This is a genomic window from Methanolobus psychrotolerans, assembly GCF_002243045.1.
Taxonomy (GTDB): Archaea; Halobacteriota; Methanosarcinia; order Methanosarcinales; family Methanosarcinaceae; genus Methanolobus; species Methanolobus psychrotolerans.
The window spans coordinates 1-17,918 of the sequence record NZ_MBKP01000031.1 but is presented as its reverse complement, the minus strand read 5'-3'; the positions used below and the strand labels follow the sequence as shown (position 1 = coordinate 17,918).

15 protein-coding genes and 1 pseudogene are annotated in these 17,918 nt (G+C 40.9%); 1 reads left to right on the top strand and 15 read right to left on the bottom strand.

Features of this window, described 5'->3' with window-relative positions; genetic code table 11:
• On the top strand, positions 1–666 hold a 666-nt coding region (gene istB / locus BB781_RS10450), incomplete at its 5' end, for an IS21-like element helper ATPase IstB (RefSeq protein WP_094228438.1).
• Positions 667–992: 326 nt separating this feature from the next.
• Here the strand turns inward: istB and BB781_RS15385 are convergent.
• The 15 genes and pseudogenes from BB781_RS15385 to BB781_RS10380 form a co-directional block, all read right to left on the bottom strand.
• Entirely contained in the window at positions 993–1,262 is a 270-nt protein-coding gene (locus BB781_RS15385) for a hypothetical protein (RefSeq protein WP_129582690.1), read from the bottom strand.
• A 42-nt stretch (positions 1,263–1,304) separates the two neighbouring features.
• A complete protein-coding gene (locus BB781_RS10445) occupies positions 1,305–2,063 on the bottom strand; it encodes a hypothetical protein (protein ID WP_094228436.1) in 759 nt (252 codons plus the stop codon).
• Positions 2,063–4,063, bottom strand: a complete 2,001-nt coding sequence (pglZ, locus tag BB781_RS10440; RefSeq protein WP_094228435.1) for a BREX-3 system phosphatase PglZ — start codon at positions 4,061–4,063, stop codon at positions 2,063–2,065. Before pglZ ends, BB781_RS10445 begins: the two co-directional genes overlap by 1 nt.
• Complete coding sequence (locus BB781_RS10435; RefSeq protein ID WP_094228434.1) at positions 4,060–7,011, bottom strand: DEAD/DEAH box helicase; 2,952 nt, start codon at positions 7,009–7,011, stop codon at positions 4,060–4,062. The genes pglZ and BB781_RS10435 overlap by 4 nt, the downstream gene beginning before the upstream one ends.
• Positions 7,008–7,697, bottom strand: a complete 690-nt coding sequence (locus BB781_RS10430; RefSeq protein WP_207205276.1) for an RNA ligase family protein — start codon at positions 7,695–7,697, stop codon at positions 7,008–7,010. Before BB781_RS10430 ends, BB781_RS10435 begins: the two co-directional genes overlap by 4 nt.
• Positions 7,694–8,227, bottom strand: a complete 534-nt coding sequence (locus tag BB781_RS10425; protein ID WP_094228433.1) for a hypothetical protein — start codon at positions 8,225–8,227, stop codon at positions 7,694–7,696. Before BB781_RS10425 ends, BB781_RS10430 begins: the two co-directional genes overlap by 4 nt.
• Positions 8,220–9,632, bottom strand: a complete 1,413-nt coding sequence (locus tag BB781_RS10420; protein ID WP_094228432.1) for an AAA family ATPase — start codon at positions 9,630–9,632, stop codon at positions 8,220–8,222. The genes BB781_RS10425 and BB781_RS10420 overlap by 8 nt, the downstream gene beginning before the upstream one ends.
• Before the next feature lie 60 nt (positions 9,633–9,692).
• Entirely contained in the window at positions 9,693–10,352 is a 660-nt protein-coding gene (locus BB781_RS15970; protein ID WP_094228431.1) for a hypothetical protein, read from the bottom strand.
• Positions 10,352–11,011, bottom strand: a complete 660-nt coding sequence (locus tag BB781_RS10410) for a hypothetical protein (protein WP_207205275.1) — start codon at positions 11,009–11,011, stop codon at positions 10,352–10,354. Before BB781_RS10410 ends, BB781_RS15970 begins: the two co-directional genes overlap by 1 nt.
• A 4-nt stretch (positions 11,012–11,015) precedes the next feature.
• Complete coding sequence (locus BB781_RS10405; RefSeq protein ID WP_094228429.1) at positions 11,016–12,308, bottom strand: AAA family ATPase; 1,293 nt, start codon at positions 12,306–12,308, stop codon at positions 11,016–11,018.
• 111 nt (positions 12,309–12,419) lie between these two features.
• Positions 12,420–13,001 carry a TIR domain-containing protein gene (locus BB781_RS10400; protein WP_094228428.1) on the bottom strand — a complete coding sequence of 194 codons (582 nt, stop codon included), beginning with the start codon at positions 12,999–13,001 and terminating at the stop codon, positions 12,420–12,422.
• A 1-nt stretch (position 13,002) separates the two neighbouring features.
• Complete coding sequence (locus BB781_RS10395; RefSeq protein ID WP_094228427.1) at positions 13,003–13,827, bottom strand: macro domain-containing protein; 825 nt, start codon at positions 13,825–13,827, stop codon at positions 13,003–13,005.
• A 1-nt stretch (position 13,828) separates the two neighbouring features.
• Complete coding sequence (locus BB781_RS10390) at positions 13,829–16,477, bottom strand: DNA methyltransferase (RefSeq protein WP_094228426.1); 2,649 nt, start codon at positions 16,475–16,477, stop codon at positions 13,829–13,831.
• A gap of 106 nt (positions 16,478–16,583) precedes the next feature.
• On the bottom strand, positions 16,584–17,300 hold the full coding sequence (locus BB781_RS10385; protein WP_277985498.1) for a metallophosphoesterase: 717 nt from the start codon (positions 17,298–17,300) through the stop codon (positions 16,584–16,586).
• Positions 17,301–17,651: 351 nt separating this feature from the next.
• Positions 17,652–17,918: pseudogene (locus BB781_RS10380) on the bottom strand (transposase); the annotation flags it as partial.

Sequence of the window (17,918 nt, the reverse complement as noted above, 5' to 3'; positions counted from 1 at the left end):
GATGGAACAACTACAATGGAAGTGCTTGATCATCTGTTCGAGCAGGAGAGAAAACACAGGGAAGCTGTTGCAATTGAGAGAAGGACAAGGTTTGCTGTATTCCCTGTGAGAAAAACACTTCAGGAGTTTGATCTTGAGTTCCAGCCATCAATTGAAAAGAAGGTTATTGAGGATCTGGCTACTCTGAGATTTGTCCATAATGCAGAGAATGTTGTACTGCTTGGTCCTCCTGGAGTGGGAAAAACACATCTTGCAATTGCTCTGGGAATGGAGAGTACAAAAGCAGGATTATCTGTTTACTTCATCAATGCAGGAAATCTAATTGAGAAACTGAAAAAGGCAAATAGAGAGGGGGTTCTTGAGAAGAAGCTCAGGGATTTTACCAGACATAAGCTACTGATCATTGATGAAATGGGTTATCTCCCGTTTGATGAGGAAGGAGCTCATTGTTTCTTCCAGCTTATCTCAAAACGTTATGAGAAGAGCTCTGTTATCTTTACGTCGAATAAATCGTATGGTCAGTGGGGAGAGATATTCCAGGACAATGTTATTGCTTCTGCTGTTCTTGATCGCATATTGCATCATTGCACTACGATCAATATCAAAGGTGAAAGTTACAGGCTCAAGGACAGAAGGAAACTGGGATTGCAGAGTGGAAAACTGTAAGATTTAATTATGTATCTTATATTCCGCAGATGTCCTCGAATTTTGCCAATTATCTGGATTGCAATTATTTATCAATTAATAGTAACATAATTCAATTGAGAAGTAACATTTATTATCACTTCAAGTTGACATAAGTATGTGTAAATGTACGCTAAAGGAAAATATCCGTTTTTCTCTAGACATCTGCGGAAAGTCGGATGTATGTGGGGGGGGTAATTTTATATCTTAAGGTGGAGAATTTTAGACCGACGAAAGTGGGGAAAAGTAAACCGCCGTTGACAGTTTGCACAAAACTTTTTGCTTTCGACTGGATGAGCAATATTTAGCTATAGATACAGCAAATTCCTCTGAACATGCTCCACCTGTAAAGCTTCCGTTAACCCATCCATGTACATTTTTGGCAGTATCTCTATGGAAAGGTCCCTTACCTGAACCAACCCGACATACTGCTTTGCCTGGAGACTGTTGCGGTGCATGGCCAGGAGTTCACCGTTTGCCTGGTTGAGCTTATCGATGAGGTAGAAGTGATTAGAGTATGGACGGAGTATGGGGTTGGAGTAGGAGAGGTGTGTTAGAAGAAGGTGATTGAGTAACAAGACTCTAGATATTCGAAGAATCTCAAAACCACAAAGAGGATATTATTTTCCCTTTAGTTCCATAAATTCCTCATCCATACCATATTGAACTACATCAATCTCATTAAATTTTCTTGAAATATCGTCTGCATTTATCGATGGCAATTGAAATGGAAAAAGTGCAGGCGAACTAGTTGCTATTTTCAAAGACAGTTTATCTTCTGGAATTGCATGCAGTATTGATTCAAGGAGTAAAATAGAAACATCTTTATCAAGCAGCATATGCATATTTTTATTTTTCTCGTAGCATCCAGGACATTCAGAATCTTGCAAAATTCCCCATGCTATGATAGAACGAATAACAAATTGGGCATTTCTGCTGACAGTCTGCCTATCACCATACTGTTCTTTTAGCCTGTTAATTATCTGTTGGTGAGTGATTTTATCCTGAAGGTTTAATAATCTTCCAATATGTAATGCTACATTAAACCAGAATGGATATGACGTTGATATCATTGCCCAGTGTATTGCAAGTGCCTGAGAAGGGTGGTTTTGTAATTGTTTTAGAGCCGAATCTCTGAAATCAATGAGTTCTGGATCGGGAGATACCCATATTTTCATCAAATTGCTAACAACAAACTTACAGGTATTCAGACTACGTTGTTCTTCTGAGCCATCTCCCTTATGGACAATAAGATAGATATTCAACTCTTCACGTATGGACTTTTCATCCATTCCAGCAAGAAGCATACTTGCAGTTTTTTCCATCCACTCATATCGGATAAGTTGTTTGATACCAATAGAACTGTGTCTTTTACCCATCAATGAGTCCTCTTTTCAAACGTAACAAGTGGTACAATAACTTCTTCTATGGAGATTCCACCATGCCCAACTATGACTTCTCCTTCCTTTACAAATGCATCGCTTCCTTGAGCTACCAACGGGAAATAAGCAGGAGGTAGACCTATTGGATTCCATTTAACTGCAAAAGGTAATGTTTTGGCAACCGAATCTCTCAGTTCGGGAGTCGGATAAACTCTTACCCTTTCACCACGTGTTTCAGCTATAGCTCCCTCAGAAGGACTTCCTTTTCCACTACATTCTATATTACCGTGGTCGGATGTTAGCCACACCTGATAATCATGATCTAAAAGGTATTCAATGAGAGAGGAAAGAAATCCTTCCTTGCACCATTGTCTGATCTGATTATGCATTCCTGGAGCACCTAACTGCATTCCATGCATAATCTTGTCGACCTTGTCAACAACCAAACCAATGATTTTAGTTTGGTCGATATTTAAGATTTCATCAAGTATTTCACTAACATTGCCATCTCCCAAGCTGCGCCGGTAACCAATTTCCAAGCGTGATATGCCTATTTCTTCCCAGAACTGCCGCCATAGGTTGCTTTCATTATTTGTTGTGTTAATTGATTTTGGATAGTAAATAGGCGGTCTACCCGAAAAAACAGCTTGCCTTGATACAGATGTTAATGTAGGTATCCAAGCAAAAGTCGCTGATTCTCTCACGACAAGATCGGGGTCTTTTTCATGAAGTACTTTTTTAACAGTGACCCATTGGTCAAGGGAAAGGCCATCGACAACAACAAGAGCTAACTTAATGTCTCCATCAGATTCCAGTTCCCTTGCCATACAACGAGGAACATGATGAAGCATAGCAGGATTTGTAGGAGGAAGGTTGATAAGGCTAGCATAATGGCTGATAAGCCAATTTGTAAAGTTGGTATTTACAAGATCACTGATTTGATTGAATTTTTCAAGTTTTTCCTTTTGGTCCGTTGTATGAATCAGAGCTCTTAATTCTGCCCATTTCATAGCGAAGTCGATCCATTCTGAGTAACGGAACTCAGAAGCATGAAGTGTTTTTTCGAGAATATCAATAAGGCTGTTAATACGAAGCTTAGGATCAGTGTCATGCGTTTTAGATATGCCACTTATGATCCAGGGATTGCTTTCGATACTAATGTCAGTTTTTTGAACTGGAATGAGTTTGCCTTCAACAAATAGATTGTCAACATAAATACGGATGTCCTCATGATCAAATGGTAATGTTATTGGTCCTGTATATTTCAGATTGTAAGCTGACGTTTCTTTAATAATCTGGTTTCCATGAACCAGTATATCAAGGAAGAAAGGCCAACGTTCCTGTAGAAATGCAAAAAAAGCTCCATCATCGGAGACGATAGTGTCAAGTGGCCAGTCATGAAAATGATTGTTATCTTTTAATAACTGAACTAGTCGATTGCACAAGACCGGCGGTATTTTGACTTTATTGTAGTGAATCCTAAGTAGTGTACGGAGTAGTTCTACATCGTTGTTGATAAGATTTGCTGCTATTTCAAAAACATGTAAGAGAATAAAGTCTTTGGTAGCATTATCACCTAGCTTGTTTGGTGAATATTTTATTTGAGCATCATATAATTCATCTAAAAAGCTGCGATCCAGTTTTTCGATAACTGAATAGCTGAGATTGGGAAAAATGGCTCCGAGATTAAGGGATAATGTTCTTCCGGCTTTAAGGAGATCATTAGGCAAATCATCTAGCTCGGAGTTATGCAGCCGAAGTATGACTCCCTGTTTGGTTTGTATTCCCTGATCCCACAAGCTTCTGTATCCTGACTCATAGGCATACCGGAATTCAACAGGATCATTGAAATCAATTAGATCAAAACTGCGGTTTTTGAGTTCAACAGAGAGTCTTTCTTCGGTAAGCAGGTCATCGGGGTCACTTACTATGGTAAGTTTGCTTACGTTTGGTATGAACTCGCGGAGTATAATGTCTCTCCAACTACCTGTACTCATATGCCTCTCCTTTGTATTTGCATCATCAATAGTGGTTTTATCTCAGGTACGGTCTGTCTTGCAATTTCAAGCTCTTCTTTCCATTCGTTCTCTTCAGAAATGCATTTATCCAGACGGTATTGGCGAACTTCGGGAAGACCGATCCGCTCAATAGCTGTTCTCCTTGCTGTAAATGCGTGATAGCCTCTTGTTTCTTCATGTTCGATGGCAGAATTATGGTTCTGCTGGAGTGTATCAAATACTTCCTTCCCGGCAGATTCGGCAGCATTGACAAGTTTCTCATATGCATCTGCTGATGCTTTGTGGTCAAGAGAACACAATACATTTAGATCTGTTGTCTGCATGAGATCCCAGATATGACGAGCAGTTGGAAGGAACAGCTTTCCTTCGTCAGAAACAAAGACACTTAGATATCGCCTTCTTATTTGTGGAATTGTCATGGTATGACTGTTATTGTGTGTGCCCGCAAGCAAGCGAATCTCGAACAGTCCCCACAGACCGGATATGCTGGGTGATAATTCATCTATAGAAATACATGGTATCGGTTGTCCTGATGCAATCAATGGTAGATTGAGAGCTAATCCTCTGATCTTATTATCTTCCAGATTAAGTAACGAAACACCAGTATTGAGTTCGGCTACACTTGAACTAAAGGTACACTTCACAGAAACTTTACTGTCAGGCCACTTAAGTTCCCATGAATCTCTTTTGCGTATTGCCTCACCACCATGGGAGTTTAGGTAACCTACTGTCATACGTTCGACCCAATGAGGCAGTGGATGAGAGCGAAGACGTTCTGCCGTTTGCAAGTCAGGTTCTTCTGATATACCATAGATCGGTGATGATTCACAAATCTCATGAATCTCTTCTCGAATCTTGGATACTGTATAATCAACTGAAGCTTCAACATTATCGGGATCAAGAATTGCAGAAGCAAAAATTCCTTCGAATAATTCTCCAGCCTGAGCGGAGTCAAGCACATCGCCGGTTTTGTCGATACCAAATTCATCCAGGATGACTGAGAGCTTCTGCTCCAGGACTTCCCTTACCCTAAATTCTATTGAATCCTGGAAAAGGAAGTTTATCGCTCTTACGATCTTCATCTGGCCTATACGATCCACACGACCTATACGTTGTTCCAGTCTCATTGGATTCCAGGGAATGTCATAGTTTATGATAACATGACAGAACTGCAGGTTGAGACCTTCACCACCTGCATCGGTGGAGATGAGTACACGCACTTTGTTGCAGAAATCATCCTGGACCTTTTTCCTTTCTTCCATATCCATGGAACCGTTGAGTGTTACTACAGAGATACCTCGAGCTTCAAGGAATTCTTTAAGCATCTGCTGAGTTGGGATGAATTCGGTAAATATCAGTAATTTGAGGTCTGCTTCATTCTCATCAGCCTGAAGCTGATATATCCATTCTATCAGTGTTTCTGCCTTGGCATCAGGTCCTTCCTGCTCACATTTGCAGGCAGCATCAAGAAGTGTTTCTACCTGGGCTCTTTCGTTCTGCATGGAGGAAATACGGGATTTGAGAAGTTCATCGAGCAATTCCTGCCCATCCATGTCATAAAGTTCATCAATATCATCACTGGAACCTGTTATTTCTTCCAGGTGCTGAGAGGTTCGAAGTTCTATGTCTTTCAGAACCTCAAGCCGACGCTCCAGTGTAGTTCGAATAGCCCGTGTACTTGAAACCACAAGCCTTTGCATCAGTATCATCAGGAAGCCAATATGCTGCTTCTTCTCCCTTAGTGCCTGGTTATACCCTTCACGGACGTATTCTGTTACAGCCTCATAGAGCATCTGCTGTGAACTGTGTCTTACTTCCCATGTAACCGGTACCATCTTTGTAACACGAGGTTTGAACAGCGGCTTACCTTCTCCATCAACTGCTTTGCGTTTCTCTGTACGGATAACATAAGGTGCTACTCGTTCACGGGTGACACTATCCATGTCCGGGAATGTCTTATCATCCAATAGACTTATCAAACGATGAAATGCATCACTTTTTCCCTGATGTGGTGTTGCTGAAAGCAATAGAAGATACGGTGCAGCCTCTGCCAGTCCTCTTCCAAGCTTATATCTGGCAACCTGATCCGTGCTACCTCCCAGTCTGTGCGATTCGTCAACAACGACCAGATCCCACCCGGCAGTGATCAGATCTTCAAATCTGGAGCGGTTATACTCATCAATACGTTCCTGACTCCATCCCCTGCGTTTATCCATGGGCTTGACAGAGTCAAGGGATACTATCACCTGATCGAACATCCTCCATGGATTTGCATGCTGCAGTTCATCAGGTTCATCCAGGAACCGGAGCTTAGTACCCTGTGCCCAATAGCGAGAATGGTTACCACTGATTATTCTTTTTATCGTTGCAAGGTCTTCGCCGAAAACAAGCTGGAAATCCTCGTTGAAGTGCGTATGCATCTCACTGACCCACTGTGTAGCCAGACCTTTCGGCGCAACAACCAGTATACGACGAACAAGTCCTCTCAATTTAAGCTCACGCATGATGAGCCCTGCTTCAATGGTCTTTCCAAGACCAACTTCATCAGCCAGCAGGTACCGCACCTTATCTCCTGAAACAGCTCTTGAGAGAACACGTATCTGATGTGGAAGCGGAATTACATTAGACTCCATCGGAGCCAGCAGCACAGGCCCATCCGAATCATGTGAACCGCCCTCCAGCACTTCAGCTACCTTTGCTGCTGCAGCGACATACGTAATTCGGTTTGCTTCGATCTCCGGCTGAATCTCTGCAGTCAATGGTCGCAGTGCTGACTGCGGAACCCTGACCACAGTATCCTGGTTAGGAAGCCAGATACGGTAAACTATGTTTCCCCACAGGTTTTGTTCTTCGATTATTTTGCAGGGTGAGTTGTGGATGGTTGAGTATTGCCAAGAATGGATATTATTGAGATTTAATTCATTCATTTTAACGTCTCAAAAATGAGCCTGTTTGGCTTTATTTTTCGTTTAGACCAATGTTCTTCAATAGACTGGATGAATTCAGGACGTACCAATTTAGCACGTTTTCCAAGCCAGTCACCGTCATCAAATCTTAGATAAATACCTTCTGCGGATTCGTTACCGAAGCATGATTTTGATAGTAAAGATGTTAGGTCTTCGAGGGAAAAATGTCCTTTTTTAATCAATGGTACTCCAGAGATACCAGCATTGTTGAATATTTCATCTCTTCTTTGGCATGAAAAGAATTTTAAATCTTGTTTGTGGAATATATCAAATCCTAAGAACCAGTCTGGTAAATGCTCATAGTGAACAGAATGCTGTGCATAACACCATTCTCCAAACAAGATTAATTTGTCTTGTAATACTTCAAATAGTAAATCAGTTTTTGGAGTCAACCATTCAGATAATTTCTTCCATTGCCCTTGATATGGAGCATTAAGATATGATCCTCTATTCTGCAGTCTAATATTCCCTGAGCTATCAAACGATATACCAAGGTTTGCACCATCTACTTTTTCCTCAATCACAAGTTCACGACTTAGAAAGTCATTGCGTTCCTTTTGAGACATGACTTTGTCCCCTCTTACAACATTCTCACCAAGGATCGTCAGATGGGAAGTAGATGGGAATTTGTAATAATCTTCAATCAAGTTTCAAATTTCTCCTCATATTTTGCCTTGACATAATCAGAACACAGGAATTGTACTGAAATGCCTACGTCTTCCAAGGCACTGCTCCATCCCCACCATTTACAGTCTGTAGCTTGTAAGATTTTTGGTTTAGCGGGATGAGCATTAGCAACAGCAACAAATTTCCGGTCCGACTTATCAAAATTGGATAAACCATCGTGGATTGGAAATTCATCATAACTATTACCATTTTTAGTGATGGTTATTCGATCTTCTTCAGGTAATGTCCAACGGTGATCATGGACCCACTTCATAAAGCGATCTCCAACTCCAGGCTGTCCACTCATAGACAAGTGCCTGCGGTATTCATCGTATATTTCGTCGCCTGAATCCATTACCAGGCTTCTTGTTGTAATTACATGCTCAACTGCTTCTATGCAAGCCAGTACACAATGAGTAAGATCATCTGGAATGCTGGCAGGGTCAAGTACCTTATTGGCTGTTTTTGGAACATTAGTATCCACAAGACACTTGTTTGGTAGATTACTCATTAAGAGTGTCCTCCTTTGTTTTGCTCATTTGGATACGTTTTTCCATCGCAGCTTTGGCTTGCCCGGTAATATCCCCCATCTCATCACCGAAAAAGTGTTCCGGCCAATTAAAGATATTACCATACTCATCTATTTGAAGTGATTCCAATTTTGCAGGGGCTTTAGAAACACTGGCAAAATAAGCAGATACATTATCTTGAAGAACTTTATTTTCAGCGATCCGCCTTTGTAAACGCCTTAGGAAATGTTCAGAGTGAGTTTCAATTATCAACTGTATGTTTCTATCTTTACCGTCCTCTCGTGAACTGATCACATCAATCATTACATCTGCCAGTGCTGCCTGAGCACTTGGATGAAGATGAATTTCCGGTTGTTCCATAATGATTATCGAATTTGCAGGTGCATAAAAACATTGAACAAGGACAGGTAGAACTTGTGACACTCCAATTCCTACATCAGGAAGGTCAACCCAGTCTTTTGAACCTTTGGTGCGAATCTTCACTTCATATTCCTGTCTTTGTTCTGATATCGGATTTACTTTAAAATCTTCGATTAATTCCATGTCTTTTAGCTTCAGTGCAATAATTTCCTCAAAGGGTTTTGTAGGTCGCTTGTAGCCTAAACTAATCCTGCGGTTACGAGCTGCAAGAATGGCTGCTACTGTGTTTTCACCTGAGTATCCAACACTTTCAGGTTCGATGCCTGTCCACGAGTACAGTCTTTCAGCCCTTGTTCTTAACGGCCCAAGATAAAAGAGGGAGCGAAACAGTTTTTCATGTAGGAGATTGAGTTCCTGCACAAAATCTGCATTTTGATGGTAAGCAACAACTTCATCAGGAAAACCATAGAACCTTACAGGCGCACCGGGAGACCAGCCACGCCCTTGCTTTCTTTTCAGTACATATTTACTGCTTTCTACTTTATATTCAGATTTACTTTCAGGGCGGCGTTTCATTCCAATGGACATACTGACATTATTATTTTTATCAGTGATAATATATTTAAAATTGTCTACTAGCAATGATTGTTGATCTTTCGTATCTAATCCTATTTGCGAATTAAATGTTAAAGCATCACCTGAATAATTTGTTCCGGAAAGGGAATCTTTGATTTTTAATGTGTCTACGACTTCCCATTGGTATTCAAAAGACATTTTTAATTCGGGATTACGGTGAAATACCATTTCTTTATATGATCCGAGCTGGACTGCGGAATTCTTCCCACCTGGATAAAAGACAGCTTTCCTATCGGGCGACTCTACAGTTTGCTTTAGCATCATCAAAAACTGACCAATACTTGATTTTCCTGAGCTGTTTGTACCAAAAAAAAGGGTTATTGGAGCCATCCGGATATTACCGGTGTCTTGCCAAATTTTGAAATTTTCGATTTTTAATTTTTTGAACATCTCTCTTCACCCATCAAAATAACGATTTAACAGTCTTGAGTTTTATGTAACAAATACATATTAACTTCCCTTTATGCGACCTGATACTTTGCCTTTATGTTTTTCCCACATTTCCTCTTCCGAATACTGAGTGACAGCAAACCGAAAAGCATCCAAAGCTTTCTGTGTATAACGTTTATAAGTTTGAGACTTAATTCTTTTTTCACCGTACATCTCTGGATCATCCCATAGATCGAGCTCAAACATATATGCTCTGGTTTTTGGAAGTGTTTTGTTGAGTTTTTCAGCAATGTCTGTGATAGATAGACTGTATTTATCGAACCAATCTCTATCTCTGACAATCAATGCATCTTCACCATCAGCCAGCAGGTACCTTACCATGTCCCCGGAAATCACCCTCGAAAGAACTCTTATCTGATGTGGAAGTGGAATGACATTAGACTCCATCGGAGCCAGCAGCACAGGCCCATCCAAATCATGTGAACCGCCCTCCAGCACCTCAGCCACCTTTGCCGCTGCAGCAACATAAGCAATCCGATTTGCCTCGTTCTCCGGCTGGATCTCTGCACCCAATGGCCGCAATGCAGACTGCGGAACTCTGACCACGGTATCCTGATTTGGAAGCCAGATACGGTAAACTACATTTCCCCACAGGTTCTGTTCTTCTATTATTTTGCAGGGTGAGTTGTGGATGGTTGAGTATTGCCACGATGATTGCATTAAACCATTCCCGCCAGCTCTCTAAGTTTTTGTCTGAAATAACAGAAACTTGGAGAATTATTGTTCTCTATATCCATATATGGTGTGATAGCTTCAGCCCATTTTGATTTTTCATGTCCTATCTTTTGCCATCCCTGTGCCGATAGATTTTGGGAACCACCTGAGTAAACAGCATCTGCCAGTTTTTCCCAAGTACCACAGATCGAATCATTAATATATGATCTAAGAACAGCTTCCTTTGCCCTTGGATATGCTTTTTTGATTGCTTGCATGTCACCAAGGTACCATGCTTCCCCTTCTTCAATCGCAATACAAAAACGGGTTTCTGGCTGAGGATTGCATGTTTCCAGAATCCTGAAAAGTTCTTCCCTGAAGGCCTTCATACATTTGTCATCAAGATCACACACTACAATCACAGCAGCAGGATACTCTGGTGGATATTCTTCAAAAGTCTTGCCATAACCATGAAGTATCTTTGGTAGCTGGTCCAGAAGAATGCGCTTATTTGGGTCAGTAGTTCCTTTCAGACCTTTAGGGATACGCCCTATTCCTTTGTATGGATGGGTCCTGTAAGTATGTCCATTGCCTATGACTGTGGGTATGAGGATATCCAGCATTTTTTTACCAGACTGATCCTCTACGAGTATCTCAAAATGCATAGGTTTACCTCGCATCCAGATAGTCACTGTACCATAATCCACCTAAGGGAAGACCCTGTTCTACCATATTCTTAACAAGCGGGTCTTCACTTGCACGTTTTATTGTGGAAAAGCCATCTTCTCCCTTTTCCAGAATCCATACTTCTTCCGGTTCAAGAGCATCGACAAAGTATGGCTGATGGGTGGTAATGAATACCTGGGAACCACCTTTGCGACCGGTGGCATGTTCCCTGAATTCTCTGGCAAGTGATTCCAATAGTTTATGGTAAAGTCCGTTTTCCGGCTCTTCGATACAAAGGAAAGGTGGTGGAGTTGGATCTTCAAGCAGGAGCAGATAGGCAAATACTTTTAGTGTCCCATCGGACATCTGCTGGGCATAGAATGGATCATGAAATCCTCTGTCATTAAAGCGAAGTAAAAGCCTTCCATCAGGTGTTTTTTCCGTGTCAATTTTGTCGATTCCGGGGATTTTCTCTGCAATTTTATCAAGAATTGACTGGAATGTTTTTGGATGCTCTCGCTCCATGAACTGTACAACATTACCTATATTGTCACCGTGAACATTAAGGTGTTTTTGAGGACCTGCCAAGGGTAAGCTACGTGCAGCATCCGGTGTGAAGTAACTAAGGTACCACCCTTCTATGAATTTCCTAAATGCAGAAATTCTTGGATGTTGCTTAAGAGAGCCTAAAGTTGCTATGCCTAACTTGCGTTTATCTTCCAGTTCAACAACTTCGGTATCTCTGCTTTCCTCACGACTATTACCTTTTTTTATGTTCTCGATGAATTGATGGATATCAAAATCTTTTTTGCCCTCATCAATTAAGCGACCCTCTTTTTCACCTTTCCAAGCGACGCCTTTACCGTCATCCAGAAATAAAAAAGAGAATGGACGCCCTCTTGATGCTCCTTTACGTCTTTGACGAAGGCGTTCTTTTTGAACATAGGGCCTTCCAGATTCATCTAGATCGATAGACATTTCATACGTAATAGGACGAGAATTTCCATCTTCTTTATAATATATCTCAAACTCTATAGGTCCAGTTTGTCCTTGGGAACGAATTCTTTCAAATCCACCACGACCACGAGCATCGCAAGCCTCTTCAACACCAATTTTTAAACAATCGGAAAGAAAGCCAAAAGCATCAAAAAGAGTGCTCTTTCCTACGCCGTTTTTTCCAATAACAGCTGTCATAGGTGTTAATGAGTCCGTTTTTTGTGTATTCCACAATTTCCCAACTGTTACATCCTTCAATGCACGGAAATTTCGTATCCTAAACCCTTCGATTTTGGCCATTTTAATCATCTTCAGTTATTGTAATGTATCTCAAAATATTTGTGTTCTAAATGTTGCTGGGTTTTTTAAGTGGTGGGATATTTAAATTTTGCATGTTTATTTCTGCATGTATCATTTCCACGTATTTCTAAACATACCAGTCGAGTTCAAGATGTCGAAGTTACGATGTGCTTCCTTGTTATAATAACTCAAAGAACTTTTTGGTAATTTGGAAACGCTAAACTGACTTATGGCATCAATAATTGCATCTCTAATGAAAGGGACATGTATAGCTTTGACTGTACCATTTCCTATTCTTGCACTAAGAGAATTAGGCCAATAATTAAACAATTGAGACGGCTCTGCGACAATTTTATAGTCAACATAAGCAATTATCAATGGAATCTTATAATAATCAACTGCCTTTTCTATTTCATAGGACAGCATACTTCCGGTTTTACGAGTATCAGAGCTCAGTATAACGACCATATTTTTAGATTTGGATAAGCGCTCTCTGATTCTAGCTTCGAGTGTTGATCGTAAACTACTATCTCTTACAGCACATGTTTTATCATGGCTGTTAATATATTTAAAATGGATGTTCTTATTTTTGGCCCAAGCTTCAATAAGTCCATAATACCTAAAATCAGAATAGGTCGGATTTACCTGCCCAAGCCCGTCGAATGCTATATATGTACCATTACGATAAGCCATGCTACCTCCAATTTTTATATATGGTGCTTAAATCAATATCTTTTTTTTTGCTTTTCGGAATGATGATTCTAATATCATCAGTTATTTTCTCTTTTTTGCTTTCCTCAAAAATAGCCAGCAGAATAAGATTAACGACAATACTCGGCTTTATGTTAGTCCTTGCCAAACCCGAACCAAACAAAGGAATATTTAATGGTGAACCAGAACAACATTCTCTTGCTTTTATTAATAAGCCGATCAACGATTGATACAGTTCAGAAGGTGTTGCTAATGCTTGCAGAGTGCTTATATTTGTTTTTGTTAATGCAACACAAAAGAAATTATTACCCTTTTTTTGAACTACTGCCGTTGATCCTATAGAGTATTTCTCTGTTTTGCCCGAACTTCTGGGTACATACTCTGCCAAATTACTGTTAGATAAAGAGTTTTTTACTTGCTGATCCCAGTCTTCAGTTTCACTACTCCAATACTTATTGATTAGCATCCCATGAAGGCTTTTGGGAGATACATGCCTGTCATCAACAATACTATCGAAAAACTCGTTCACAGGAATAGCCTTCCATCCATCTTGCCTAAAAAGATCATCGAATATTATGACTATCTTTGTATCAAATGCATTGCTCCTCAGAACAATTGTTTGCTTTAGAAAACCATCGATATAATATCCATTGATCAAAAACCAAATTATTGCCAATATTAATGCGACAATTATCAAGCACCAAAAAGAACAATTGATGCTCTCAGGCATAAGGCCATTATACATTTCAACAAAAAGCCACACTACACCAATGCTGGAGAGGTATGTTTTACTAAAAGTTAACAACATCTCATTCCCCTCCAACCCTAGTCACAGCTTGATCATACCACATCAACAACTTCGGATCCTCTTCCAGCACACTATTCGGTATCAGATCAGCCACCTTAATAATAGTAGAATAATCCCTCTCCTGCCAAGCTTTCTTAAAACCAGCCCTGACAGCCTCCATCCTGAAGACTTTGAGTTTCTTGGTTGACTGCCTGTACTCATCAAACTCTTTCAACAGCGACTTCTCACGCAGCTTCTCCAGGTCCCCTGCCTTATTCGGATCTGGCACATACCACCTGTCCTTAGCCTTAGCCATCAATGCAGGATCATCTTTCTGTAGGTTACGCATCTCCGGCCAGTTGGTAGAAAGATAACCATGTATCTGGCTTGGCACATCACCAATACCATTGTAGCTGAGGAAATTCTGGTTTAGCAATTCCCTCAGGTCCAGTTGCTGTTCATTCTTACTCCATCCGCCAAGCTCCTGCATGAACTGCGGATTGATATCCTGGAATGTCTGCGGTTTTGCCTTTAGAAGCTGGCGTAACCACTGAATTGCAGAAGCTTCATCGGATACGAAAAGTTTGGTTTGGATAAGCTGGCCTGAAGTCAGTTTCTTACGGTCGTACTCTGCAGCCTGCTCTGGCAGGAAGTACATACCATCTCTTTCAATGAATCGTTGTCCAAGCCCAATCTGGAACTCCTGGCTTGAGATTGGCACAGGATATCCTTTACGGACGTAATAGGCTACCATCTGATCGAAAAGAATACGAGGGTCGCGTTCTGGTATTAGTTGCAACAAAGCACCCTGATATTTGGTAATAGGCAAGTAACCTAAGTGAGTTCTCACGAAGTCCCATACACCTGCTTCTGTTTGGGCTTCTTTCTGGAAGCGTTCTTCGAAGCCACCATTGGGTTTATAGGCGGAGATTACGAAATCTTGTTTGACTGAAGTTGTGCTTGTAACTGCATTGAAAGTTCCTTGCTTTTTATCTAACGCTGAAACATTGCCTACTATAAAACCGGCTTCATTTATAGAAGTTTGAATATTATTCCATACAGAAGCTTTGGTATTTGAGAATTCAACTGTCATCCATCGACCAGGCTTTAAAGACCTATATGCTTCTTTAAAGCATTCAGTCATTAATTTTCTGTAATCATCAAGATCTTTTTTCTGAGATTTGTTTTCAATGGCTTCTGGAATTTTATTAGTAAGAACGCTCAACCATGTTTCCCATAAAAAATTAAGCTCCGAATACATTAGATTTGATCCAAAAGGCGGATCAAAGAATAAATAGTCTAAACTTTCATATGGTATCCCTGTTGACTCACTTGAACATGTAAATACAAGTTGTTTTGTAATTCTATCTCTTTTTGACTGGTATGAAATGACATCTTTTATTCTAAACCCTATCATTAAGTTGATGTTATATTCTATCTGGTTGGATGGAATGTACAGAGTGCCAGCCAATACTCCTGCAGTTTTTGATAAACTTGTATTGAGTCTACTGATGGCTATTTTATGCATTTTACTTGCCCTTGGAAGCTGATCACCAACTAGACATAAAAGTTGTCCTTCCAGAAAAGATGCTTTTAGACAATGTCGCAATGTTGCCAAGACTCTTAAATTTCTTTTAGAGTAGAAATGATGCGCATGAGTGGCACCTACTTTAAAAGGATCTGAGGTTTTATCTCCTTCTGGAACCTTCTCAGAAGGGAACCAATATGGTATGGGTTCTTGGTTAACTTTTTCGATGAGATTTAAATCATCTGTATCTGGTTCTTTTTCAAATCGACCCTTAATTCCTTGAACAGAATAATTTATTTGAACGGGAATCTGTTTAGCTTGTGCAACAGACTTTTTAAGTGGAGAGTCAAAGACATTTACCCATGCGCGCTCCATTGTCTGCTTTGATAACAATGTGTTGCAATGAGGGCATGGAAAAGAATCGTGTACCTTACCAACTTCTTTGTCAACAGCCTCTTCCCAAAAAACAACTTCCCCTGTGCATTCCGGACAAACAAACACATCTGACCAGACAGTATAGTTAATCTTCGCCATCCTACCATCAGTATGCTTGGTCTCATACATCCAGCCACATTCCTCTTCGACCTCCTTGAGGATGCGTTTTGCCTCTTTTTCAAATGCTTTCACATCCACAGGGGTGTTGTAGTTGTAGGCGATGAAAGTTGCTGCTGGCGAGAGATCATTCAAAACAGCTCTGCGCACACCTAGCTTTGAGAAAGGCACCCAACGAGTCTTTTCATCCTCGCCAGTCTCCTGTTGCATGATGGTGCCGTCAGGTTTTACCTGATAGCCAAGGGATTCCACTGTCTTGCGGTCACCACACATCTGTGCAGCCACGCCGGTCATGCCTGTACCACAGAAACCGTCAAAGACTATGTCTCCTGGCTCTGTATAGTGGAGGATGTAGCGCATGATGGCTTTGTGAGGCACCTTGGTGTGGTATGAGTGGGCATTGTAGATGGGATCGTTCTTGCCTTCGCTCACATCGGCTGCAATGTTTTCCATATGAATCTTCCATTTTCCCCTGTTCTTCGATCTCCTGTTCAATTGGATTGAAAGGCCCGGGAATTCGACCCGGGCCCCAATCGCTACCCACCACTCATGCGCGGGTAACTTTGTACCACCCACCTGTACAGGCAACATACTATAGGCACGATTAGTACTTAAATATTATGTTTAATTGTTTATTTAATATTTAATTATTGGTTTTTGATCCAGGACGGCACTTAAAAAATGCAATCTTGAATATTCAGCAGTTCCCGGAACTTACCAATGAATAGGAACCCTCGATGTCTCGCCCGAAGGCAAATATCTCTATGTTCCCCTTTTCCATGAGCGCAAATGCCCCCTTGCCCTTCATGCCACAGTAGTCCGGTATTGAGAACATGGACAGCAGTTTCCCATCAAACCACCATTTGTACCCGGTTTCAAGTGTCGAATGGGCCCTGACTATCTTTTCAAGCCCGTTGATCCTGAGAAACTCCTCACAGACGTCAGGACCAAACATTTCAGTCCCTCCTCTCTGAGCAGATATTGCCAAGCCTGGATCATCGCATGGATCGTTCCATAAGTACGCAAAACAATCCTCTTTTTCGATAAGGTCCAGACTTACAGGGTCCCCTATACCGCCATGCGCACAGAACACAGAGCCGTTTACGACAGCTGCAACAGGCATCCTGTCAAATGTCCTGTTCACAAGAGTAAATAACTCTTCATCCCTGTCAAGGTCATGATAGAAACCATAGCAAATATTGATCTCTGATGTTTCATGGTTCCCGCGGAGAAGGACGATATTCTCGGGATGATCTATCTTCAGCTGGAACAGCCGGCAAAGAACTTCTATTGAATGTTCCCCTCTGTCAACATAGTCTCCAAGGAAAACAAATCTGCCACAATCAAGTGTCTCGGCCCTTTCCAATATGAACTCCAGTGCCTCCAGATCACCATGCAAGTCTCCTACAAGGATTACTTTATCGTGGTCCAGGCGAACGACTGCAGGCTCTGCTTCGAATACACAAGATACTTTCTGGCTAAGATATTCGAGGCTTAACCATTAATCCCATTAACCCTTTAAATGGCCCATTAACTCTTACAACCGACTTTCTGCAGATGTCTAGAGAAAAACGGATATTTTTCTTTAGCATAGATTTACGCATACTTATATCAAATAGAAGTGACACTAAGTGTTATTTCTTACTTTAATTATGTTACTATTAATTGATAAATAATTGCAATCCAGATAATTGGCAAAATTTGAGGACATCTGCGGAATATAAGTTACAACTGCTTCTTTTGACTAAAATTTCCTTTTATGCCCTCAAATCCTCAACTTTCTAAAAGCACTTGGAGCACGAATCAGGTCAAGTCTTTCAACCTTAAATGCTGCCAGTGCCGTAAGTAGTGCAGTTATGTTGCTTATTGAAACAAACAACTTAGCCCACTCATTACCTCTGGTTAGTGTTTTTGATCGATTGTATCCAACGACCTCGTTAGAATTTTTCCTTTCAACACAAGTCCTCAGGTCATAGATCTTTTGAAGTATCCGATGATATATCCTGGGGATATAAATCGCTCTGAAATGGTT

Coding starts and splice junctions, on each gene's coding strand:
- BB781_RS10420 (WP_094228432.1), bottom strand. CDS start 9,632: ATGTTCAAAAAATTAAAAATCGAAAATTTCAAAATTTGGCAAGACACC.
- BB781_RS10390 (WP_094228426.1), bottom strand. CDS start 16,477: ATGTTGCCTGTACAGGTGGGTGGTACAAAGTTACCCGCGCATGAGTGG.
- BB781_RS10435 (WP_094228434.1), bottom strand. CDS start 7,011: ATGAATGAATTAAATCTCAATAATATCCATTCTTGGCAATACTCAACC.
- BB781_RS10445 (WP_094228436.1), bottom strand. CDS start 2,063: ATGGGTAAAAGACACAGTTCTATTGGTATCAAACAACTTATCCGATAT.
- BB781_RS15970 (WP_094228431.1), bottom strand. CDS start 10,352: ATGCAATCATCGTGGCAATACTCAACCATCCACAACTCACCCTGCAAA.
- pglZ (WP_094228435.1), bottom strand. CDS start 4,063: ATGAGTACAGGTAGTTGGAGAGACATTATACTCCGCGAGTTCATACCA.
- BB781_RS10405 (WP_094228429.1), bottom strand. CDS start 12,308: ATGGCCAAAATCGAAGGGTTTAGGATACGAAATTTCCGTGCATTGAAG.
- BB781_RS10400 (WP_094228428.1), bottom strand. CDS start 13,001: ATGGCTTATCGTAATGGTACATATATAGCATTCGACGGGCTTGGGCAG.
- BB781_RS10425 (WP_094228433.1), bottom strand. CDS start 8,227: ATGAGTAATCTACCAAACAAGTGTCTTGTGGATACTAATGTTCCAAAA.
- BB781_RS10410 (WP_207205275.1), bottom strand. CDS start 11,011: ATGCATTTTGAGATACTCGTAGAGGATCAGTCTGGTAAAAAAATGCTG.
- BB781_RS10395 (WP_094228427.1), bottom strand. CDS start 13,827: ATGTTGTTAACTTTTAGTAAAACATACCTCTCCAGCATTGGTGTAGTG.